19 protein-coding genes are annotated in these 23,613 nt (G+C 40.9%); all 19 read left to right on the top strand.

All coding sequences use genetic code 11. The features are described 5' to 3' along the window. The first annotated feature begins 132 nt into the window (after nt 1–132). Nucleotides 133–1,413, top strand: coding sequence for a pitrilysin family protein (locus tag NST73_RS08680; RefSeq protein WP_342499517.1), 1,281 nt, complete (start codon nt 133–135; stop codon nt 1,411–1,413). Then, nucleotides 1,410–2,702 carry a pitrilysin family protein gene (locus NST73_RS08685; RefSeq protein ID WP_342499518.1) on the top strand — a complete coding sequence of 431 codons (1,293 nt, stop codon included), beginning with the start codon at nt 1,410–1,412 and terminating at the stop codon, nt 2,700–2,702. The genes NST73_RS08680 and NST73_RS08685 overlap by 4 nt, the downstream gene beginning before the upstream one ends. A 152-nt stretch (nt 2,703–2,854) precedes the next feature. Then, nucleotides 2,855–3,331, top strand: a complete 477-nt coding sequence (locus NST73_RS08690) for a MarR family transcriptional regulator (protein WP_024720380.1) — start codon at nt 2,855–2,857, stop codon at nt 3,329–3,331. Then, on the top strand, nt 3,309–6,428 hold the full coding sequence (locus NST73_RS08695; protein ID WP_144678802.1) for an MMPL family transporter: 3,120 nt from the start codon (nt 3,309–3,311) through the stop codon (nt 6,426–6,428). Before NST73_RS08690 ends, NST73_RS08695 begins: the two co-directional genes overlap by 23 nt. A 29-nt stretch (nt 6,429–6,457) precedes the next feature. Further along, complete coding sequence (locus tag NST73_RS08700) at nt 6,458–7,186, top strand: SDR family oxidoreductase (RefSeq protein ID WP_135008876.1); 729 nt, start codon at nt 6,458–6,460, stop codon at nt 7,184–7,186. Between the two features lie 72 nt (nt 7,187–7,258). Next, nucleotides 7,259–7,516, top strand: a complete 258-nt coding sequence (locus NST73_RS08705) for a DUF3243 domain-containing protein (protein ID WP_003211590.1) — start codon at nt 7,259–7,261, stop codon at nt 7,514–7,516. A 131-nt stretch (nt 7,517–7,647) separates the two neighbouring features. After that, nucleotides 7,648–8,439 (top strand): DUF3388 domain-containing protein, encoded by a 792-nt coding sequence (locus tag NST73_RS08710; protein WP_003211480.1) that lies wholly within the window; start codon nt 7,648–7,650, stop codon nt 8,437–8,439. Nucleotides 8,440–8,462: 23 nt separating this feature from the next. Beyond that, nucleotides 8,463–9,374 carry a helix-turn-helix domain-containing protein gene (locus NST73_RS08715; RefSeq protein WP_335352771.1) on the top strand — a complete coding sequence of 304 codons (912 nt, stop codon included), beginning with the start codon at nt 8,463–8,465 and terminating at the stop codon, nt 9,372–9,374. Nucleotides 9,375–9,449: 75 nt separating this feature from the next. Further along, nucleotides 9,450–10,031 (top strand): CDP-diacylglycerol--glycerol-3-phosphate 3-phosphatidyltransferase, encoded by a 582-nt coding sequence (gene pgsA / locus NST73_RS08720; protein ID WP_070325845.1) that lies wholly within the window; start codon nt 9,450–9,452, stop codon nt 10,029–10,031. A gap of 16 nt (nt 10,032–10,047) precedes the next feature. Continuing rightward, nucleotides 10,048–11,298: a competence/damage-inducible protein A gene (locus tag NST73_RS08725; protein WP_342499519.1), complete on the top strand. Its 1,251-nt coding sequence runs from the start codon at nt 10,048–10,050 to the stop codon at nt 11,296–11,298. A gap of 177 nt (nt 11,299–11,475) precedes the next feature. Continuing rightward, nucleotides 11,476–12,519, top strand: a complete 1,044-nt coding sequence (gene recA / locus NST73_RS08730; RefSeq protein WP_007499478.1) for a recombinase RecA — start codon at nt 11,476–11,478, stop codon at nt 12,517–12,519. Between the two features lie 300 nt (nt 12,520–12,819). Further along, complete coding sequence (gene rny / locus NST73_RS08735) at nt 12,820–14,382, top strand: ribonuclease Y (protein WP_003211958.1); 1,563 nt, start codon at nt 12,820–12,822, stop codon at nt 14,380–14,382. An 89-nt stretch (nt 14,383–14,471) separates the two neighbouring features. Further along, nucleotides 14,472–15,266 (top strand): TIGR00282 family metallophosphoesterase, encoded by a 795-nt coding sequence (locus NST73_RS08740; protein ID WP_342499520.1) that lies wholly within the window; start codon nt 14,472–14,474, stop codon nt 15,264–15,266. A 202-nt stretch (nt 15,267–15,468) separates the two neighbouring features. Further along, a complete protein-coding gene (gene spoVS, locus NST73_RS08745) occupies nt 15,469–15,729 on the top strand; it encodes a stage V sporulation protein SpoVS (RefSeq protein WP_003211281.1) in 261 nt (86 codons plus the stop codon). A gap of 203 nt (nt 15,730–15,932) precedes the next feature. Continuing rightward, the gene (locus NST73_RS08750) at nt 15,933–18,977 is read left to right on the top strand and encodes an efflux RND transporter permease subunit (RefSeq protein WP_138278535.1); all 3,045 of its coding nucleotides are present in this window, start codon (nt 15,933–15,935) and stop codon (nt 18,975–18,977) included. A 178-nt stretch (nt 18,978–19,155) separates the two neighbouring features. Further along, nucleotides 19,156–20,220: an L-threonine 3-dehydrogenase gene (gene tdh, locus NST73_RS08755; RefSeq protein WP_342499521.1), complete on the top strand. Its 1,065-nt coding sequence runs from the start codon at nt 19,156–19,158 to the stop codon at nt 20,218–20,220. Further along, the gene (locus NST73_RS08760) at nt 20,217–21,398 is read left to right on the top strand and encodes a glycine C-acetyltransferase (protein ID WP_007499472.1); all 1,182 of its coding nucleotides are present in this window, start codon (nt 20,217–20,219) and stop codon (nt 21,396–21,398) included. Before tdh ends, NST73_RS08760 begins: the two co-directional genes overlap by 4 nt. 158 nt (nt 21,399–21,556) lie before the next feature. Beyond that, nucleotides 21,557–23,083, top strand: coding sequence for a tRNA (N6-isopentenyl adenosine(37)-C2)-methylthiotransferase MiaB (gene miaB / locus NST73_RS08765; RefSeq protein WP_007499471.1), 1,527 nt, complete (start codon nt 21,557–21,559; stop codon nt 23,081–23,083). Between the two features lies 1 nt (nt 23,084). Then, a complete protein-coding gene (locus NST73_RS08770) occupies nt 23,085–23,519 on the top strand; it encodes a RicAFT regulatory complex protein RicA family protein (protein WP_008344661.1) in 435 nt (144 codons plus the stop codon). Nucleotides 23,520–23,613: the final 94 nt, after the last annotated feature.

A 23,613-nucleotide genomic window follows, 5' to 3' on the forward strand; every position in this document is an offset into this window, starting at 1 on the left:
TGCTTTTAGCAGAGGCGTTTTTATTTCCTATCCTTTCCTCTGATTGATATAATGACTATTAAATGGCTGTTTCACGTATATATCAGCTATGTTCTAATACATAATAAATAGGATGAACAAAGGAGGTTTCTCATGACGTACTTACAAGAGAAGACATTTGATACACCTGGTCTTCATACTCATATTGTCAAAACAGAAAAATTTAAAACCGTGACGATCCTTTTTAAAATGCTTGCGCCTTTATCCAAAGATGACGTCACCATGCGTTCCCTTTTCCCGCATGTGCTTTTAAGAGGAACAGAAAAAATGCCGAAAACGGGAGAGCTTCGTGCTTATTTCGACGAGCTCTATGGGGCGACCGTTTCCGCAGACATGGCGAAAAAAGGTGAAAATCACATCATTACCTTCCGTCTAGAAATGGCGAATGAAAAATATTTAAAGGATCAAACCCCTTTACTAGAAAAAGGGATTGCCTTACTTTCTGAACTATTATTCCACCCGTACGTGGAAAACGGAGTATTTCATGAATTGTACGTTGAGCAAGAAAAACGAACATTGAAACAGCGCATTCAAGCCGTTTATGATGACAAAATGCGCTATTCAAACTTAAGACTTGTACAGGAAATGTGTAAAGGTGAGCCATATGCACTGCACGTCAATGGTGAAATGGAAGACGTCGAAGCGATTACGGCAGAAGCGCTCTTTAAAGCATACGAACATGCACTTAAGTCCAACCAGCTGGATCTCTATGTTGTGGGAGACGTTGATGAACAAGACATCAATCGAATGGTCTCGCAATACTTTAAAACAAGTGAAAGAGAGCCAGTCAAACAAAATACCGAATCATCAAGATCACAAATAGAGCCAAAAGAAGTCATTGATGAAGAGGACGTAAAACAAGGAAAGCTGAACATTGGCTTTCGCTCACATACAACGATAGCAGATGAAGATTATCCGGCGCTGCATTTGTTTAATGGCATATTCGGCGGCTTCTCTCATTCAAAGCTATTTATCAATGTGCGGGAAAAAGCAAGTCTTGCGTACTATGCAGTCTCTAGACTTGAGAGCTTTAAAGGTTTGATGATGGTCATGTCAGGAATTGAAGTCGGCAACTATCAGCAGGCAGTAGACATCATCAAAGAACAATTTGATGCCATGCAAAAAGGCGATTTTTCTGATGAAGCAATTGAACAGACAAAGGCTGTCGTCAAAAATCAGCTGCTCGAAACCATTGATACGTCTTATGGAACAGCGGAATACTTATATCAGCATGCCGTCGTGCCAACAGGGGAGAGCCTCGATTCCTTTTTAGAAGCGTTAGACAGAGTGACAAAAGAGGACATCATCAAAGTGGGTCAAAAAATCGAATGGGATACGACCTATTTTCTTAAAGGAACGGAGGGTGCTTCATGACAGTGAAAACAATTCAATTCGACCAGCTGCAAGAAACGGTCTATCACGAAAAAATGGATAGCGGACTTGACGTCTATGTGCTCCCGAAGCAAGGGTTTAACAAAACATATGCAACCTTCACAACAAAATACGGTTCTGTCGACAATGAATTTGTGCCGCTTGGCAAAGAAGACATGATCCGAGTGCCTGATGGAATTGCCCATTTCTTAGAGCACAAGCTGTTTGAAAAAGAAGATGGAGATGTGTTTCATACATTTAGTAAACAAGGAGCAGCCGCAAATGCTTTTACGACATTTACGAGAACAGCTTACTTATTCTCAAGCACCTCAAATGTCGAACAAAACCTTGAGACACTCATTGATTTTGTGCAAGAACCTTATTTTACTGAAAAAACTGTCGAAAAAGAAAAGGGCATCATTGGTCAAGAGATTAACATGTATGATGACAATCCCGACTGGCGTTTATTCTTCGGTTTGATTGAAAATCTATATCAAGAGCATCCTGTGAGAATTGATATAGCTGGAACAGTAGAAAGCATCGCTCCGATTACGAAAGATCATTTGTATGAATGCTATGAAACGTTCTATCACCCAAGCAATATGCTTCTATTTGTTGTCGGTCCCGTTGATCCGAAGCAAATATTAGATCAAGTTCGAGCGAATCAGGCGAAAAAGCCATTTACAGACCAGCCAGAGATCAAACGAAAAGACATCAATGAGCCTGAAGGTGTGTACCGAAAAGAATACGAACTTCCAATGAACGTACAAGGCTCAAAATGTATGTTTGGATTAAAAACAAAGAATCCTCATAAAAAAGGCAATGAACTGTTAAAACATGAGCTCGGAATGAATCTCATTTTAGAGACGCTGTTTGGTAAAAGCTCCTTACAATATGAACAGATGTATGAAAAAGGCTTGATTGATGAGACCTTCAGTTACGATTATACGGAAGAAGGCGGCTTTGGCTTCACATCAGTTGGCGGAGACACAAATGACCCTGATCAACTCGCAGATGAATTAAAAGAAACGCTTCTTCAAGCAAAAAGCCTGATCACAGAAGAAAAGATTGAACTTGCTCGCAAGAAAAAAATTGGCAGCTTTTTAAAAGCGATGAACTCCCCGGAGTACATCGCCAATCAATTCACTCGATACGCATTCTTAGAAATGAGCTTATTTGATGTCGTGCCAGTACTGGAGCAAATCCAATTAACAGATATTCAGCAAATCTTAGACGAAGAAATTGATGAAGAAAGAATGTCAGTTTTTAAAGTCGTACCGAAAGCAAAATAAATGAAAAAAAAGACAAACTCAACGTATAAGAGTTTGTCTTTTTTGTGTCCAGCTAAAGAAAGCGCTTTATATGCGAAGATATTGATTGACAATTGTTTCGGTAATTAGTTAAACTCTTTAATAGTTAAACAATCAAACTAAAGGAGCAGCATATGGTACAAAATAAAATTGCCCAGCTCATCCAGAGATATGCGGACGTCTATCTCATGATGGAAAAAAAAGTATCGAGTATGATCACGGAAAAGCTCGATAAAGAACTGACACTTGATCAATATTACTCGCTTCGATACATCAATTTACACCCAGGATGTACATCAACAGACCTTGCCATCGAATGTAATGTCAACAAAAGTGCTGTGACATCCATGACCAATCGTCTTTTTAATAAAGATTATATTTATCGAGAGCATGATCAAGCTGATCGAAGAAACGTTCATCTTTATGTGACACCCGAAGGAAAAGAAGTGGTCAGCCGAATGGAAAAGCAGCTTCAGGATCTTGTTCGGTCATATTTAGAAAAATTTGATGAAAAAGAAATCGAATCATTTATTCAAACATATGAAAAGATTTATCAAATTATCATCGAAGAGGAGGCACAACATAGTAATGAGAGCAATCATAAAGGGTAGATGGCTGATCACGATCCTTTGGGTCGTACTAGCGGCTGTATTATTAATCACCGCCCCTAATATGGCGCAATTAACAAAAGAAAAAGGGCAGATTTCTGTTCCAGATGGTTATCCCTCTTCCTACGCCGATCAATTATTAAAGAACATGTCTGAAAATGGGGATACGGAAAAATCGATCGTCATTGTCTTTCAAGGAAAGGATATCGTCAAAGAAAGAGAAGCCTCTTTAAAGAAAGCGATGGAGATTTTAGAAAAGGATCAAGATCTCCATGTGGAAGACATCACTTCTTATTTTGATGCAAACAAAGATATCAAAAAACAGATGCTCTCTAAAGATCAAACAACACTTCTTGTTCCAGTTACATACGACTCGAACAAAATCAAAGCATCCGATTTTAAAGAAAGAGTCAATGAAAAGCTTAAGAGCCTGAACCTGAAATTTGAAATGACAGGGCAGCCGCTAATTGACGATGATGTCATCACAAGCTCACAAGAAGGTCTGAAAAAAACAGAATTCATTACAATTGGGTTTATTTTAATTGTTCTTGTGCTTGTCTTTAGATCCGCAGTGGCACCGTTCGTTCCTTTAGTGGCCGTGGCGCTTTCCTATTTGGTCAGCCAATCAATTGTGGCTTACCTAGTAAAGTATGTTGATTTTCCGCTCTCGACCTTTACCCAAATTTTTATGGTCGCCATCATGTTTGGGATTGGAACCGACTACTGCATCCTGTTGCTAAGCCGGTTTAAAGAAGAACTATCTCACGGAAAAGATAAGATTGAGGCGATTATTACAACATATAAGACGGCAGGCAAAACCGTTTTATTCAGCGGAATTGCTGTCCTCATTGGTTTTACGTGTATCGGTTTAGCCCAATTCCAACTGTATAAATCAGCTGTAGCCGTGGCGGTTGGTGTCGCCGTGTTAATTGTGGCACTGCTCACTGTCGTTCCATTCTTTATGGCGGTTTTAGGAAAAGTGTTATTTTGGCCGATCAAAGGCGATATTGCCCACCCACAATCGAAAATGTGGGAAACAGCCGGTCGTTTCTCATTTAAGAAACCACTTCTCAGCTTGCTAATCGTTGCAATTATTACCCTTCCAGCGATTCTTATGTATAAAGGAACACTTTCATATAACAACCTAGACGAAATCGGCAATAAATACGAATCCGTCAATGCATTTAATACGATCTCTGACAAATTTGGACCAGGTGAAGCCCTTCCAGCAACCGTTGTCGTGAAATCATCCGATCTTTTAGACAATAACGAAGGTCTGATTGCTGTTGAAAAACTCAGTCGTGCGATTGAGCAAACAGATGGCGTGAGTAAAGTAAGAAGTGCGACACGCCCTGTTGGAAAAGGACTGAATGATCTGTACGTGAAATCTCAAGCCAAAGAGCTAAATAGCGGGCTTGATAAAAGTAACGAAGGGTTGAAAAAGATCCAAGATGCTCTTACAACCATGAGTAAGTCCATCGAGGATCAAACACCACAAATTAAATCATCTGGAAAAGGCATTAACAAATTGATTTCTGGAACCGAATCCGTAAAATCAGGTATTCAAAACGTCGAAAAAAAGATGAGAGATCTGCAAAACGGAATTGATCAAAACAAAAAAGGTGTTTCTGAAATTAAAGAAAGAATAAAGGGTGCAAAAAAGGAATTAACAGATCAAGTCGCACAAGTGAATCAGCAAGTGGCACTTTATAAAAGCATTTCCAAAGAATTAAAAGCCGCATTGGCACAAGTCGATACTTCATCCTCTGCCGCAGCGGATGTGAAAGCTTTGATCAGTCAAGCAAATAAACAGTTCAGTACACTTGAGCAGCAAATTCCGCAAGTGAAAGAAAACCAATCATATCAAGCCATCAAAGCTTCATATAAGGAACTTTCTACTACCTTGCAAGAAGGAGCCAAACAGGCTGACAGCTATGCAAAACAAGCAAAAGAAGCAAAAAAACAGCTTGAAGCAGCAGATGCTTTTATCGCAAAAGCTTCAGAGCAGCAAAAAGTGTTTACAAATCAAATTGATGAGCTGATTGCTGGCTTAGAAGCCATTGAAAACGGGCTAGATCAAACGTCTAAAGGCCAAGGACAGCTAGCTGATAGTATGCCTAAACTTGCAAATGGAGCCGGCGACATCATTAATGGTCAAAAACAAATGAAAGAAAAAATTGGAGGCTTTGGTGACGATCTGACCAAGCTGACAGATGGTCTAAACAAAAGTGTCGACGGACTTGAGAAAATTTCAAACGGCTTAATGGGTGCAGGAGACTACTTAGATGAACTGAAAAACGCACCAGATCAAGACATGGCCGGTTGGTTTATTCCAAAAGATGTTCTAAAAAATAAAGCTTTCAAGCAAGTGTTCGATTCCTATATGTCGGATGACCGCAAAATGACAAAGATTGACGTCATTTTAGAAGACAATCCATATGGAAACGACGCCATGAAAACAATTAAACAAGTAGAAGCTTCGGTCAAACGTGCACTTCCTGAAACAAACCTAAAAGATGTTTCATTTGGCGTATCTGGTGTATCAAGTATGAACGCTGATTTAAAACAGCTGTCAGACCAAGACTTCAATAAGACGGTTTTTTACATGATGATCGGTATTTTCTTAATACTAGTGATTCTCTTCCGTTCTCTCGTGATGCCGCTTTACTTAGTTGGATCGCTGATTTTAACGTACTTTACCGCCATTGGTGTAACAGAATTTATTTTCACCCATTTCTTCGGATATCCGGGCATCAACTGGGCTGTTCCATTCTTTGGCTTTGTCATCTTAATGGCGCTTGGAGTCGATTATTCGATTTTCTTAATGGAACGTTTCAATGAATACAAAACAAAAGACATCCAGTTTGCCATGACTGAATCAATGAAAAATATGGGATCTGTTATTATGTCTGCTGCCGTCATTTTGGCAGGAACATTTGCAGCGATGCTGCCATCAGGTGTATTGTCACTCTTACAGATTGCAACACTTGTTCTCACAGGGCTTTTATTGTATGCGCTCGTTGTGCTACCATTGTTCGTACCTGTGATGGTCAAATTGTTCGGATCAGCGAATTGGTTCCCATTTAAACGAAAAGAATAAGGATTCCATAAAGAAAGTAGGAACAAAGTATGAGTCGTTGGGCACTGATTACTGGTGCCAGTGGCGGAATTGGGCAGGCGACAGCCAAAAAGCTTGCCCAAGAAGGCTGCCATCTGATGCTCCATTATCATCAAAATGAACAAGCGGCTAGCCGTCTTTCCGCTGATCTCAAAGAAACATATCAAGTAGAAACGTACGTCATCCAAGCTGATTTAGCGAAAACAGGCGGAGCAGCAGAGCTTGTCAGCCGCCTGCCGCTTGATCCAGATATTCTTGTTTTAAATAGCGGAAAGAGTCATGTTGGTTTAGTGACAGATACTGAAAAAGAAGTTCTAGCCAGCATGGTGCAGCTTCATGTGACAAGTCCATATGAGCTTACCCAATCCATTTTGCCTGCCATGATCCAAAAAAAGTCAGGTCATATTATTGCGGTTAGCTCAATATGGGGGGAAACGGGTGCCTCGTGTGAAGTACTGTATAGTATGGTCAAGGGTGCTCAAAATGCTTTCATTAAAGGGCTTGCCAAAGAGCTTGCCCCAAGTGGAATTAGAGCAAATGCAGTCTCACCAGGTGCGGTTCAGACTGATATGATGAAAAGCTTCACACAAGAAGACCTTGCGATGATGGAAGAGGAGATTCCACTCGGCCGTCTTGCCGCACCTGAAGAGATAGCCGATGTCATTTGGTTTCTCGCCTCAAAGCAGTCAAGTTATATGACAGGTCAAATTTTATCCGTTAATGGCGGCTGGTACTGTTAAAAACGTGTATAATTCGTCACTCCATGACAAAAGCTATGGCTGTAATTCATCTTTTCGAATGGAGGAATCGACATGTCAGTACTTGAGAACTGGGACCATTGGAAAAACTTTTTAGGAGACCGTTTAAATCATGCGCAGGATAAAGGCTTAAAAGATGATACTATCAATAACCTTGCGTATGAAATTGGCGGATACCTGGCTAATGAAGTTGAAGCAAAGAATGAGCAAGAAAGAGTACTTGCTGACCTTTGGAGCGTCGCATCAGAAGATGAGCAGCGCGCAATTGCCAATATGATGGTCAAACTGGTTGAAAATAATAGCTCGCACTAAACAAAAAGAGGGGTCGTTTGTGCCTCTCTTTTTATTTTAACTGTTTCACAACATTGTGCTTTCTAAAAATGTGAAAATGCTTTATGATAAAGGAAGGTAAAAATTTGCCACAATGAAGGGGGTAATATCATTTGGCAAAGCTCGAATGGTATTTTGAATATGAGATACAGGTGAACCGTCCCGGACTTTTAGGAGACATTTCTTCTTTAATGGGGATGCTTTCAATTAATATTGTGACAATTAATGGTGTTGATGTATCAAGACGCGGCATGCTTCTTCGCTGTGACCACACAGATCAAATTAAGCGGCTTGAATCAATTTTAAATACAATGGAAACGATAAAAGTAACGAAACTAAGACAGCCAAAACTTCGTGACCGTTTAGCTGTTCGTCATGGAAGATACATTCAGCGTGATGCGGATGACAAAAAGACGTTCCGTTTTGAAAGGGACGAGCTTGGTCTACTTGTTGATTTTATGGCTGAATTATTTAAAAAAGAAGGACATAAATTGATTGGAATTCGCGGAATGCCGCGGGTTGGAAAAACAGAATCAATTGTTGCTTCAAGTGTATGTGCAAGTAAGAGATGGCTGTTTGTATCGTCGACTCTTTTGAAACAGACCATTCGCAGTCAGCTGATTGCAGATGAATACAGCCCGGATAACGTCTTTATTATTGATGGGATTGTGTCGACAAGAAGAGGTTCTGAGAAGCACTTGCAGCTTTTAAGAGAAATTATGAGACTGCCTGCTACAAAGGTTGTAGAGCATCCAGATATCTTTATTCAAAATTCAGAATATACAATGGATGATTTCGACTACATCATTGAATTGCGTAATAGTGCAGACGAAGAAATTACATACGAGCACGCTGAAGAACCACAAGTGTTTGATCATTCTGGTTTTTCTGGCTTCGATTTTTAATATGGTAATGGTAGGTGTTTGTTTTGACTGAATTGGGAAAACGGCTCGTTGAGGCCAGAGAGGAAAAAGGGATGTCGCTGGAGGATCTGATGGCGGCTACCAAAATCCAAAAGCGCTATTTGCTAGCAATAGAACAAGGAAATTATGATATCATTCCAGGTAAATTTTACGTCAGAGCGTTTATTAAACAATATGCCGAAGCCGTTGGACTGAATCCTGAACAATTGTTCGAAGAGTTTCGTAAAGATGTACCAAGCACGTATAACGATGAAGTGTCTGATAAATTATCAAATATTAAACCGCAAAGAGAGCTGCCAAAGCCTGCCTCAAAGGTACTGGAGCTGCTTCCGACGATTTTAATCATTGGAGGGATCCTTGTGGTGATCGCTATCATTTATGTGATCGTTCAAGCGGTTAATCATGATAGCGGACAAAAAAATAATCAGGCGGCTCCTCAGCAATCAGAATCAAAATACGAAGTGTCTGAGGATTCATCGCTTGCAAAGGATCAAAAGAAAAAGGAAAAAGCTTCGTCAGATGATCAAGAAAAATCATCTGAAAAAGACGATTCCTCAAAGGATTCATCTAAAGACGATGAAGATGTTTCTTTGAAGGCGACGAATACAGAGGGTTCTACGACAACGTATGAAGTATCAGGTGCAGAAAAGATGGAGCTAACCATTTCTGCCTCACAAGCTTCATGGCTTCGTGTGAGAGACGAATCTGGAAAAGTGCTGAAGATGGGTGAATTGAAAGATGGCGAATCGTTTAAAACAGACTTAACTGATCTTTCCCAAGTCGATATCCGCTTAGGAAATGCATCGGGAATCGATATCAAAGTCAATGACGAAACGCTGAAGTACGAATTAGACCCTAAAAACACCATGACACAAAACATTGTGATTGTGAATAAAGGAAAGGAAAAGTCATCTTAAGCAAGTAGATGACTTTTCTTTTGTTCCTACTATTATATATACATAAAAAAATGGCTTATTGGAGGATTGAAATTCATGTTTAACTTACCGAATAAAATAACTCTTTCTAGGATCGCCTTGATCCCTGTTTTTATGATCATTATGCTTGCTCCATTAGATTGGGGTGTTGCGCGCTTTGGTGACGTCAGCATTGAAGTCACTCACCTTGTTGGAGCGATCTTGTTTATTATCGCTTCGACAACCGACTGGATTGATGGTTACTATGCACGTAAGCTCAATTTAGTCACAAACTTTGGTAAATTTTTAGATCCGCTTGCAGATAAATTGCTTGTTTCAGCGGCTTTAATTATACTTGTTCAATACAATCTCACACCGGCATGGATGGCAATTGTGATCATTAGCCGTGAATTTGCTGTAACGGGCCTAAGGCTTGTCTTAGCTGGAGGCGGTGAAGTGGTCGCAGCCAATATGCTTGGAAAAGTGAAGACGTGGGCGCAAATCATTGCGATTTCGGCACTTCTTTTGCATAACCTGCCGTTTGAACTTGTATCATTCCCTTTTGGTGATCTTGCCATGTGGGTAGCGGTGTTCTTCACTGTTGTCTCAGGCTGGGATTACTTTGCGAAAAACTGGGAAGCCTTAAAGAATTCTAACTAAAAAGGACGTGTACGCTTTGAAGTCAGAGAGAAAAGCAGAAATTATTGCAGTCGGTTCCGAACTTTTGCTAGGGCAAATTACGAATACGAATGCACAATTCATCAGCAAACAACTAGCTGAAATTGGTGTGAATGTTTATTACCACACAGCTGTTGGTGACAATCCAGAGCGTTTAAAAAGGGCCATTCAAGTGGCACAGGAAAGATCGAATTTTATTATCTTCTCAGGTGGTCTTGGACCAACGAAGGACGATTTAACAAAAGAAACCATTGCGAGTACGCTCGGTAAAGAGCTTGTGCTAAATGAAGAAGCATTTGAGTCTATTCAAGAATACTTCCGTAAAACCGGACGTGATATGTCGCCGAACAACCGTAAACAGGCGCTCGTTCTAGAGGGATCTGATGCGCTCGTAAACCGTTTCGGAATGGCACCTGGTATGTTTATACAAGAGGGAGATACGTTTTACATTCTGCTCCCTGGACCGCCAAGTGAATTGCACCCGATGTTTGAAAACGAAGCGAAGCCGCTTATTTCTGAAAAACTCGGCCTAAAGGAAAAAATCGTGTCTGTTGTCTTGCGTTTCTTTGGCATCGGTGAATCTCAGCTGGAAACAGATCTTGAAGATTTAATTGATGCACAGACCAATCCAACGATTGCACCGCTTGCAGCTGACGGGGAAGTGACGCTAAGGCTGACAGCCAAGCATGAGGATGAAAAAGAAACAGAGCGTCTGTTAAAAGAAACAGAAGCACAAATTTTAGAACGGGTCGGCGAGTACTTTTACGGATATGGTGATACATCTCTTGCCTTTGAAGCTTCAAAGGCCTTGCATGAACACGGGAAAACAGTAGCAGCGGCTGAAAGCCTGACTGGTGGTATGTTTTCAGAGTGGCTGACAGATCTCGAAGGGGCATCATCCATTTTAAACGGCAGTGTGGTTTGTTACACAAATCAAGTCAAGCAGCAAGTGCTGGGCTGCCGTGAAGAAACATTGTCTTCTCATGGTGCTGTCAGCAAAGAGTGTGCGTTAGAGCTCGCCGAAGGCGTTAGAAAACTGACGGGAAGCGATATCGGTATTAGCTTTACAGGTGTGGCAGGTCCTGAACCACACGAAGGACAGCCGGTTGGAAAAGTATTTATCGGGCTATCGACAAAAGACCAGACAGACGTGTTTGAATGGATGTTTACTGGCAGTCGATCAGGCATTCGCAAGCGTGCTGTGAAATATGGTTTGCACCACCTTCTCAAATTATTAAAAGAAAGTTAATTTTGTTTTTTATGAGGTTTACTCCTTTATAAAAGAGCGTTTTTTCTAATAGAAACAGCTCTTTTCTTAAATAATCTGCCAAGAAAAAATCGAATATGTGTTCGTTTTTTTCTTGGCAAATGACGTGAAACAAGGTATAGTATAGATAGTGGAATTGATAAAGGAGGAAACAATAGAATGAGTGATCGTCAAGCAGCCTTAGATATGGCTCTTAAACAAATAGAAAAACAGTTTGGTAAAGGCTCTATTATGAAACTAGGAGAGCAAACAGATACACGTATTTCAACAGTACCTAGTGGTTCGTTAGCACTTGATACTGCGCTTGGAATAGGTGGGTACCCTCGCGGCCGTATTATTGAAGTATATGGTCCAGAGAGTTCTGGTAAAACGACAGTAGCACTTCATGCGATTGCTGAGGTTCAGCAGCAGGGAGGACAAGCTGCATTTATCGATGCGGAGCATGCGCTAGATCCAGTTTACGCTCAAAAATTAGGTGTCAACATTGATGAGTTGTTACTTTCTCAGCCGGATACAGGAGAACAAGCACTTGAAATTGCAGAAGCACTTGTTCGTAGTGGTGCAGTTGATATTGTTGTCATTGACTCAGTAGCTGCTCTTGTACCAAAAGCAGAGATCGAAGGAGACATGGGAGATTCACACGTTGGTCTTCAAGCACGTTTGATGTCTCAAGCACTTCGTAAACTATCTGGTGCTATCAACAAATCAAAAACAATTGCGATCTTTATTAACCAAATTCGTGAAAAAGTAGGGGTTATGTTTGGTAATCCTGAAACAACGCCTGGTGGACGTGCACTTAAGTTCTATTCATCTGTTCGTTTAGAAGTACGCCGTGCTGAACAGTTGAAACAAGGGAACGACATCATGGGGAACAAAACGAGAATTAAAGTTGTGAAAAACAAGGTGGCACCGCCATTCCGTATTGCCGAAGTAGACATTATGTACGGTGAAGGTATCTCGAAAGAGGGAGAAATCATTGACCTTGGAAGCGAACTAGATATCGTACAAAAGAGCGGGGCTTGGTATTCTTATCAAGAGGAACGTCTTGGACAAGGACGTGAAAATGCGAAGCAATTCCTAAAAGAGAATAAAGACATTCTTCTTATGATTCAAGAGCAAATCAGGGAGCACTACGGTTTGGATACAAACGGAGTGAAATCAACTGACGAAGAAGGACAAGAAGAATTGGAATTGAATGACTAAAAAGACGCTGAAAAGCGTCTTTTTTTTACAATTACATAACAGCTAGCGGGTCAAAAGTTCTGTCTTTGCTTGAAATAACGACTTACGCCTTAGTCTGACTAGCTTGACAAGTATTTCCGACACAATTACAATGGGAATGTATCACTTGTTTTTCTTAACATGATTGATAACTAATTTAAACTTGACAAGGGCAGTGAGGATCTCATTCCCTGTGAAGGCCCTGTATGTTGAGACACAAAACAATGTACATGCCGACACTTTATTTGTAAAACCAAGTTCATAGCAAGAGGAGGTGAAAATATGTCGCCTACGATGTTTACGATCATCTCCATTTTGCTGAGCCTAATCTGTTTAGTTGTTGGCTACTTTGTTCGTAAAACCATTGCAGAAGCAAAAATATCCGGCGCAAGAAACATGGCCGAACAAATTGTTGAGGATGCAAAGCGTGATGCGGAAGCATTGAAGAAAGAAGCGCTCTTAGAAGCGAAAGATGAAATTCATTCGTTTCGTGTAGAGGCGGAGCAAGAAGTTCGTGAAAGACGTAATGAGCTTCAAAGACAAGAAAACCGTTTACTTCAAAAAGAGGAAAACCTTGATCGCAAGGACGAATCTTTAGATAAACGGGAGTCCCTGTTGGAGAAGAGAGATCATTCTCTGAATGAACGACAACAACATATTGAAGAGATGGAAAGCAAAGTGGATGATATGATTCGTTTGCAGAAAGCTGAGTTGGAGCGTATTTCTAGTCTAACTCGAGATGAAGCGAAACAAATCATTCTGGATCAAGTTGAAAATGAGCTTTCCCACGACATTGCAGTCATGACGAAAGAATCTGAAAACCGGGCGAAAGAAGAGGCTGATAAAAAAGCGAAAAACATTCTTTCACTTGCGTTACAGCGTTGTGCAGCTGATCATGTAGCTGAAACAACAGTATCTGTAGTCAATCTTCCAAATGATGAGATGAAAGGTCGTATTATCGGACGTGAGGGACGAAATATCCGTACGTTAGAAACGTTAACAGGTATTGACCTGATCATTGATGATACACCTGAAGCTGTCATCTTATCGGGCTTTGATCCGATAAGACGTGAAACAGCGAGGATAGCTCTGGACAAGCTAGTCCAGGATGGACGTATTCATCCTGCACGAATTGAAGAAATGGTGGAAAAATCACGCCGTGAAGTCGATGATTATATCCGCGAGATGGGTGAGCAAACGACATTTGAAGTCGGAGTTCACGGTTTGCATCCGGATCTCATCAAAATTCTCGGTCGCTTAAAATTCCGTACAAGTTATGGACAAAATGTCCTGAAGCATTCAATTGAGGTTGCACATCTTGCAGGTCTCATGGCTTCAGAGCTTGGAGAAGATGCAAAGCTTGCAAAACGAGCAGGTCTTCTGCATGACATTGGAAAAGCCATTGATCATGAAGTAGAAGGAAGCCACGTGGAAATTGGCGTTGAGCTTGCGACGAAATATAAAGAGCATCCTGTTGTCATCAACAGTATTGCATCTCACCATGGTGACCAAGAACCGACATCTATTATCGCTGTTCTTGTTGCGGCAGCCGATGCATTATCTGCAGCACGCCCTGGTGCAAGAAGTGAGACGCTTGAAAATTACATTCGGAGACTTGAGAAATTAGAAGACATCTCTGAATCTTATGAAGGTGTTGAAAAATCGTTTGCGATACAAGCTGGACGTGAAGTGCGTATTATGGTGAAGCCAGATTCAATTAATGATCTTGAAGCTCACCGTCTAGCAAGGGATATTCGTAAGCGGATTGAGGACGAGCTCGATTACCCTGGTCACATTAAAGTGACAGTTATTCGAGAAACTCGCGCAGTAGAGTATGCAAAATAGAGCGGTGCGCTTAGCGCCGCTTTATTTTTTTGTGTAAATATGCAACACTGATAAGAAGATCATTTTATAAGAGAAAGGGTTCAAAACGTATGAAAATATTATTTGTTGGAGATATCGTTGGTTCACCTGGCAGAGATACACTGAAAGAATATTTGCCAAAGCTAAAGAAAAAATACCAGCCACACTTTACGATTGTCAATGGAGAAAATGCGGCTCATGGGAAAGGACTCACAGAGAAAATCTATCACGAGCTGCTTCAAGCTGGGGCTGATGTGCTCACGATGGGGAACCATACATGGGATAAAAGAGATATTTTCGATTTCATCGATGATGCACCCCATATTGTTCGTCCGGCAAACTTCCCGCAAGGTACACCAGGGAAAGGGCTCACTTTTATTAAAAAACAAGGTAAAGAACTAGCTGTCATCAACTTGCAAGGCCGCACATTCTTACCTCCGATTGACTGCCCATTTCAAAAAGTAGATGAGCTCATAGCAGAAGCTTCAAAACGTACACCGTTTATTTTTATTGATTTTCATGGTGAAGCCACAAGTGAAAAACAAGCAATGGGCTGGTATACAGACGGCCGTGCATCATGTGTCGTTGGAACACATACACATGTTCAAACAGCAGATAACCGCGTCTTGCCAAAAGGAACTGCTTATATTTCGGATGTTGGCATGACTGGTCCTTATGACGGTATTTTAGGTGTTGATCGGGAAACGATTATTAAACGATTTAAAACGAACCTCCCTGTCCGTTTTGAAATTGCAGAAGGCCGCACGACATTAAGTGCAGTGATCGTAGAAATTGACGAACCGTCGAAAAAAGCTGTCAAAATTGATCGAATTTTGATAAATGATGACCATATTTTCTTTGAATAAATATTCACATATTTATTTCAGAAAAATATTAATCAGAAAGAAGGAATATGCGCCCTCTATCGTGAATATAGTAAAAATGGTAGGTAGCCTGCTATTTTTGAAAAACATTTTGGGGATGGATTTTCAAAAAAATAGCAACATCTAACAAAGATTGTTCTAATGAACACTCACTTATCCATTGTAAATTTAAGGGGGAGCAAAAATGGAAATTTTAAAAGTTTCAGCAAAGTCAAATCCAAATTCAGTAGCAGGAGCATTAGCCGGCGTTTTACGTGAACGCGGTGCAGCGGAAATACAGGCTATCGGCGCTGGAGCACTGAATCAGGCGGTCAAGGCTGTCGCCATTGCAAGGGGATTTGTTGCGCCTAGCGGAGTGGATTTGATATGCATTCCAGCCTTTACTGACATTCTTATCGATGGAGAAGAAAGAACAGCAATCAAACTGATTGTTGAACCACGATAATTCTAATTTTATTATTTTCAACCTGCTTACATCATGTAAGCAGGTTGTTTTTGTTTACCGCTATACATTTCTCATATAACATATTTCTTTCACAAAATAGATAGAAAATGACATATTAGAGCTTGCATTTTTTCACCATGATGATAAATTAAGATTAAGTTGAAAATACTTCATCAAAAATAAATATTTAAGTAGGTGAAATAATGATTGAAGCTTTTTTAAAAAGGGGAAAGCTTGTTTTTATTTTATTTTTTATCGTTCTCATTGCTGGAGGTTATTTGTTTACACAGCTTCCTAAACGAGAACTGCCAGAGTTTCAAGCAAATATTGTAACCATTTCGACTGTTTTCCCTGGTGCTGATGCAAAACAGGTAGAAAGTGATGTCACCAATAAGCTCGAGTCGGCCATTTCTGATATCAATGGTGTAGAGAAGACAAGCTCTGTTTCTGCTATTGGTTTCTCAAATATTGTGCTTGAAATTGATGATCAAGCCGATTTTCAAAAGGTGGCAAGTCAAATCAAGAGTGAAACCACAAATGCCGCCTCTTCTTTTCCAGATGGTGTGATGGAGCCAGATGTAAAGGATGAGTTTGGCAACGTGCCAGTTGGTTCTTATATGATTGTAGCAAGTAACTCATCTGAGTTAGCAAAAAGTCAGGAATCGCTGCGTGCATTAAAAGAAAAAGTGGAGGACATCAAAGGTGTTGATGGTGTCGTCATCAAAGGGTTCAATGACAAACAAGCAATATTGAACTTGGATTCAAGTAAACTGGAGGATAACGGGTTAAACGTGACCGATGTCACAAATGCCATCAATCAAGAATTTGACACATCCCCTCTAGGTGACGTCCAGGCAGATGGAGAAAAGGTCAAGCTGTCCATTGATGCCTATGATCGTTTAGATCAAATGAAAAAGATTGAGATTTTTTCAAAAACGAGCCGAGAGCCTGTTACAATCGGTGAGCTTGGTCGTTTAAAAGAAGTAGAAAAAGAGAAAAGTGATATCGTTTCATATAACGGAAAGCCAGCCTATTCATTTACAGTCAATATTAAGCCAGGACTGGATATTCCTAAAATGTATGACAAAGTCAGTGCGGTCATTGAAAAAGAGAAAGAGCTGCCAAATGGTGTGGATTGGATAGACTACTATTCACAAAAAAGTGAAGTAGATGCCATTTTTAACGATTTAATCAAAGAAGCGATCGTGGCCGTCATCGCCGTCATTGTCGTCACCACACTTGGTCTAACTATTGGTGGTGCGTTTATCGTTTCACTTGCGATTCCGCTATCCATAACGATCGGAACCATCCCGCTGCCGTTTTTACAAGTGGACCTTAATCAAATTTCAATTATTGGCTTTATCATTGCGCTAGGGATACTTGTAGATGACGCCATTGTCGTCAACGATAATATTTTGAGGCAGATGAAAAAATACGAAAGTCCGCTTAAAGGAACAATTGCAGGTGTAAAAGAAGTGGCTGGATCCATTTTGACGTCAACACTAGCTGTTGTCTTTGCCTTCTTGCCGCTTGTTTTCCTTTCTGGTGCGAACGGTTCATTTATTCGAGCGTTACCGTCTGTTCTAGTCACAACTGTACTTGCGTCAATGGTCATTTCATTGACACTTGTGCCAGTGTATCAATATACAGCAAATCGAAAAAGAAAGAACAAGAAGATTCAAAAAGAACCTGGTTTCTTAGGCAAACCATTAAAAAGGTTAGCCGATTTTTATGCAGATCGAGTACTGACAAACATCGTGAAGCGACCACTTCTCATTGGATTAAGTGGTTTGCTCGTTGCCACACTTGCCTTTTTGCTTATTTTCGCCACACCATTTGAGTTTTTCCCTGCGGCGAATAAGAAAGAGGTGGTTGTCACTGTGACACTGCCAAGTGAAACAACCTTAGATAAAACGAATGACACATTAGAGAACATAGAACAAGAGATCAAACAGCAAAAAGGCATTGAAGAGACGGCCATTTTTGCAGGCGGCGGTGTGCCGAACTTGTTTAATGAAAGTATCTCAAACGCAAGTGATCATACGGGTCAGGTTGTTGTCAGAGTAGACAATGAGCAGATGACAAGCAAAGCATTGATCGATCGTATGACAGAGCCATTGCGAAAGAAATTTAAAGATGCTGATATCTTTATGAAAACCATTGTTCAAGGACCGCCAACTGGGGCGCCTGTGACCGTAACCATTGCAGGAGAACAATTTTCAAAGCTCGTGGATGTGAAAGAGAAGCTCACAAAAGAAATGAAAGAAAGCGGAGCAAGCCTGATCACAGACGATGTCAATCAACCGGTGAAAACCATCTCATTTGAATTGAATCGTGACCGAATGGCAGAGGATGGGCTCACTGCTCAGTTTGTCAGCAGACAGCTTGGCCTTGTCACAGAAGGAATTCCATTAGGCACCTTTAAACAAGGAACAGATGACATCGACCTCGTAGTGAAACAAGACATGACCACACATCAAAACGGACTGAAGTTAAAAGACATCAAGGTGCCTGTGAGTACAAATGAGGGGGGAATGCCTCAACTTGAGCCGCTTAGCCGATATGTAAAGGAAAAAGAAACAGAGCAGTATGAAAGCATTCCGCATGAAAACGGGATGCCGACGATCACGCTAAAGGCATATCCTGGCACATCAGATACGTTTAAAGACGATATGACAGAAGTCATAAATGAAGTTGGGAAAAGCGATGCAACGAAGAATTTGACCATTTCTCAGGGCGGAGAAAATGAAGATCAAACCCAATTCTTTATTGAAATTAGTCTCTTATTTGGGGTAGTCCTGCTGCTCATTTATGTGACCATCGCTTTCCAGTTCAATTCACTCATGTTGCCGCTTTTAGTTCTTGGAACGGTTTACTTAGCGATATCCGGAGCCATTATTGGACTATTTGTCACTCAAACGCCGTTTAGCTTTATGGCCACAATGGGGATTGTCTCATTGGCAGGTATTGTTGTCCGAAATGCGGTCGTTTTGTTTGAATTTATTGAACAGAGGCGCAAGCAAGGTCTCGATCAACAGGCAGCTGTGATTGAAGCGGGGAGGGCAAGGATTAGACCTATTTTGCTGACAGCATTTACAGCACTTGTCGCTCTTATGCCCGTTGCTTTAAGTAATGACCCACTCTTTAAGCCGCTAGCGATCTGCATCGTATCAGGTGTCTTTTTCTCAACGATTCTGACACTACTGATTGTGCCGGCTTTATATGTAGCTGTTTCAAAAAAACGCTGACAACTTAAAAGCAAATCTCCGAATAAAAGGAGATTTGTTCTTTTTTTTTAGAAAAATATCTAAAAAAATATGTGGAGTGTTCATTTGTCTTTTCCTGAAAGACAGCGGTATTTACGTCTAAAATAAGACATGATAAGATCGGATTGGGAGAAGTTTTTTAACAAAGGGGTTGTACGTCATGTGTGGAACGATGAAAGCGATTGTTAAAAAAGAAAGCGCTTACGGAGCGACGATGATGGAAATGCCGATTCCAGAAATAAGTGATCATGAAGTGCTCATCCAAGTAAAAGCTACATCGATATGCGGAACGGATGTGCATATTTATAATTGGGATGATTGGGCGAAGGGGAGAGTCCAAGCACCGTACATTTTTGGTCATGAATTCACAGGGGAAGTTGTCAAAACGGGGAACCAAGTCTCACGAGCAAAAGTAGGGGATTTTGTATCGGCTGAGACGCATATTGTCTGTAATCAGTGTTATATGTGTTTAACGGGTCAGCAGCATTTGTGCAGCGAAACGAAAATTTTAGGGGTAGACATTGATGGCTGTTTTGCTGAATATGTCAAAGTACCAGAACAAAATGTGTGGCATAATCCAGCTCAAATGCCAGTGGAACTTGCATCTATTCAAGAACCGCTTGGAAATGCTGTTCATACAGTTTTGCATACACCTGTTTCAGGAAAGTCAGTGGCGATTTTTGGCTGTGGTCCCATTGGTTTAATGGCGATTGCGGTTGCAAAAGCCTCCGGGGCTGTCCAAGTGTTCGCTGTTGATAAAAATGAATACAGACTGGATCTTGCCCGTAAAATGGGTGCAGATCATATCGTGGATATCGGAAAAGATGATCCTGTTGCCATGATTAAGCAGCTCACGCGGATGGAAGGGGCAGACGTGATGTGTGAGATGTCAGGACATCCCGTTGCGATTAATCAAGCACTCGAAGCTTGTGCAAATGGAGGGAAAGTGAATATACTAAGTTTGCCAGAGCGGCCGGTAACCATTGACATTACGAATCAAATTGTTTTTAGGGGATTAACCGTGCAAGGGATCACGGGGAGAAAAATGTTTGAGACGTGGCGTCAAGTATCTGAACTTTTAAGAACGAATACCATTGATGTACAGCCGGTTGTCACCCATACGCTGCCATTTGAAGATTTTGAAAAGGGATTTGAATTCATGAGAAATGGTACTTGCGGGAAGGTCGTACTGATCATGCCATCATATCAAAGGGGGACGAAATGATGAAAGAATTTACGTATTTACAAGATGAATTGGACACAATGAAGCAGCAAGGCACCCATCAAACACTGAAAGAAATCGATTCCAAACAATCTTCCACGGTGACATTAAATGAACAATCCGTCATACAACTCTCTTCAAATAACTACTTAGGTCTCACCTCACATCCAAGGCTGATGAAAGCGGCAAAAGAGGCGATTGATGAATTCGGTGCTGGAACAGGATCTGTACGAACCATTGCTGGAACGATGACAATGCATGAACGGCTTGAAAAAAAGCTCGCTGCTTTTAAAAAGACAGAGGCAGCCCTCGTATTCCAATCAGGCTTTACGACCAACCAAGGGGTCTTATCCAGTATTCTTACAAAAGATGATATTGTCATTTCAGATGAGCTGAACCATGCCTCAATCATCGATGGGATTCGCTTAACAAAGGCAGATAAAAAAGTATATGCTCATTCTAATATGGAAGAGCTTGAGAAAATTTTAAAGAAATCGATGAATTACCGCGTCCGTCTTATCGTGACAGATGGTGTTTTCTCAATGGATGGAGATATTGCACCGCTTCCTGAGATTGTAAGACTTGCAGAAGCATATGATGCCTTTGTGATGGTAGACGATGCCCATGCGTCTGGAGTACTTGGTGAAAATGGGCGCGGAACAGTGAATCATTTTCAACTTGACGGCAGAGTGCATATTCAGGTTGGCACACTTAGTAAGGCAGTTGGTGTGCTAGGCGGTTACGTCGCTGGTTCTGCCGTTTTAATCGACTATTTAAAGCATAAAGCAAGACCGTTTTTATTCAGCACCTCACATCCGCCGGCTGTCACAAGAGCCTGTGAAGAAGCCATTGAAGTGCTGTTAGACGAACCAGAACGCATTGAAACACTTTGGGAGAACGCGGCCTATTTTAAAGAAAAAGTCATCGGTCTTGGATTTGAGGTGGCACCAACAGAAACGCCTATTATTCCGATGATGATTGGAGACGAGGCACTCACTTTCCGTTTTTCAAAAGCATTAATCGAGCGCGGCGTTTTCGCTCAAGGCATTGCTTTCCCAACTGTAGCGAAAGGAAAAGCGAGAATTAGAGCCATCATCACAGCAGAGCACACAAAAGAAGAGCTTGACCGTGCACTGACAATCATCGAAGAAGAAGCAAAAAAACTGAATATACTTGATTGAGAGAGCTGAGGCTCTCTTTTCTTTTGATCAAGAGTATTGATGACTGTCCAGATGAATAGACATTTTTCATAGAAAAAACACATATGAATTTATTTTCAATTCACGACAAAATAGTCTATACTGTAGGGTGGAGCTTGGTTTGAAAGGAGTACAAATTCATGAATGAAGAGCAGAGAAAAGCGAGCGGACAAGTAAGTTCATCGGACAAAAAATCCGAGAAGGACTACAGCCAATATTTTGAAGCTGTGTACATTCCGCCTTCCTTAAAAGATGCAAAAAAACGGGGTAAAGAAGAAGTCGAATACAATCAATTTCAAATTGACGAGCGGTTTCAAGGGTTAGGGAACGGCCGCAAGTTTTATATTCGCACATATGGCTGTCAAATGAATGAGCATGACACAGAAGTGATGGCTGGTATTTTTATGGCGCTTGGTTATGAACCAACAAATTCGACTGAAGATGCGAATGTCATCTTATTAAACACTTGCGCCATTCGTGAGAATGCAGAAAACAAAGTGTTTGGAGAGCTTGGTCATTTAAAAGCATTAAAGCGTGAAAAGCCAGATTTAATCTTAGGCGTTTGCGGATGCATGTCGCAAGAAGAATCTGTCGTTAACCGTATTTTAAAGAAACACCCATTTGTTGACTTGATTTTCGGTACCCACAACATTCACCGCCTGCCAGAGCTATTATCTGAATGCTACCTTTCAAAAGAAATGGTCATTGAGGTTTGGTCTAAAGAAGGCGATGTGATTGAAAATCTTCCGAGAGCCCGCCAAGGAAAAATTAAGGGCTGGGTGAATATCATGTACGGTTGTGATAAATTCTGTACATACTGTATCGTCCCTTACACGCGCGGTAAGGAAAGAAGCCGCCGTCCGGATGAAATTATTCAAGAGGTCAGGCGCTTAGCAGCAGAAGGATATAAAGAAATTACCCTTCTTGGTCAAAACGTGAATGCGTATGGAAAAGATTTTGAAGACATGGAATATGGTCTTGGTCACCTCATGGATGAGCTGCGTAAAATCGATATTCCACGTATCCGTTTTACAACAAGCCACCCGCGTGACTTTGATGATCACTTAATTGAAGTGCTTGCCAAAGGCGGAAACCTTCTCGACCATATTCATTTGCCGGTTCAATCAGGAAGTTCTTCTGTGCTGAAACTCATGGCAAGAAAATACGACCGTGAACGTTACCTTGACCTAGTGCGCAAAATCAAAGAGGCAATGCCAAATGCTTCATTAACAACGGACATTATCGTTGGGTTCCCAAATGAAACAGATGAGCAGTTTGAAGAGACGCTTTCCCTCTATCGTGAGGTTGAGTTTGATGCGGCTTATACGTTCATTTACTCTCCAAGAGAAGGAACACCAGCAGCCAATATGAAAGACAACGTGCCAATGCGTGTAAAAAAAGAACGTCTGCAGCGCCTGAATGCACTCGTAAATGAAATTTCTGCGAAAAAAATGAAGGAATATGAAGGGCAGACTGTCGAAGTATTAGTAGAGGGTGAAAGTAAAAACAACCCTGAGATCCTAGCCGGATATACAAGTAAAAGCAAGCTTGTGAATTTTAAAGCACCAAAAGAAGCGATTGGCAACATCGTCAAAGTGAAAATCACACAAGCCAAAACTTGGTCTCTTGACGGAGAAATGGTTGGAGAAGCTATCGAGGTGAATTAAAATGACGCTTTATTCAAAGAAAGAGATTGTCGAGCGCGCAAGAGAGCTCGCGAAAATGATTTCTGAAACAGAAGAAGTTGATTTCTTCAAAAAAGCAGAAGCGCAAATCAATGAAAATACAAAAATTGCAGCGATCATTAATCAAATTAAGGCGCTTCAAAAGCAAGCTGTGAATTTAAAGCATTATGGCAAACATGAAGCCTTAAAACAAGTGGAAGAAAAAATTGATGCCCTGCAAGAAGAACTGGATGAGATCCCAGTGATTCAAGAATTCAAAGAATCACAAACAGAGGTTAATTCCCTGCTTCAGCTTGTAGCGCACACAATTTCTAATCAAGTAACGGATGAAATCATTCTTTCAACCGGCGGTGACCTCTTATTAGGAGAAACCGGTTCAAAAGTGAAAAACTCATCCCCAAGTTGCTCCATTAAATGAGAAAACCCCGCAGATGCGGGGTTTTTTGTTTGTGTATTCTTATCTATATTTGTTATTTGTAGTTTAAAGGCTGTGACATCAACAATTTGTTGAC

Origin of the sequence: Bacillus sp. FSL W7-1034 (genome assembly GCF_038593365.1) — a bacterium.
GTDB classification, from domain to species: Bacteria; Bacillota; Bacilli; order Bacillales; family Bacillaceae; genus Bacillus; species Bacillus altitudinis.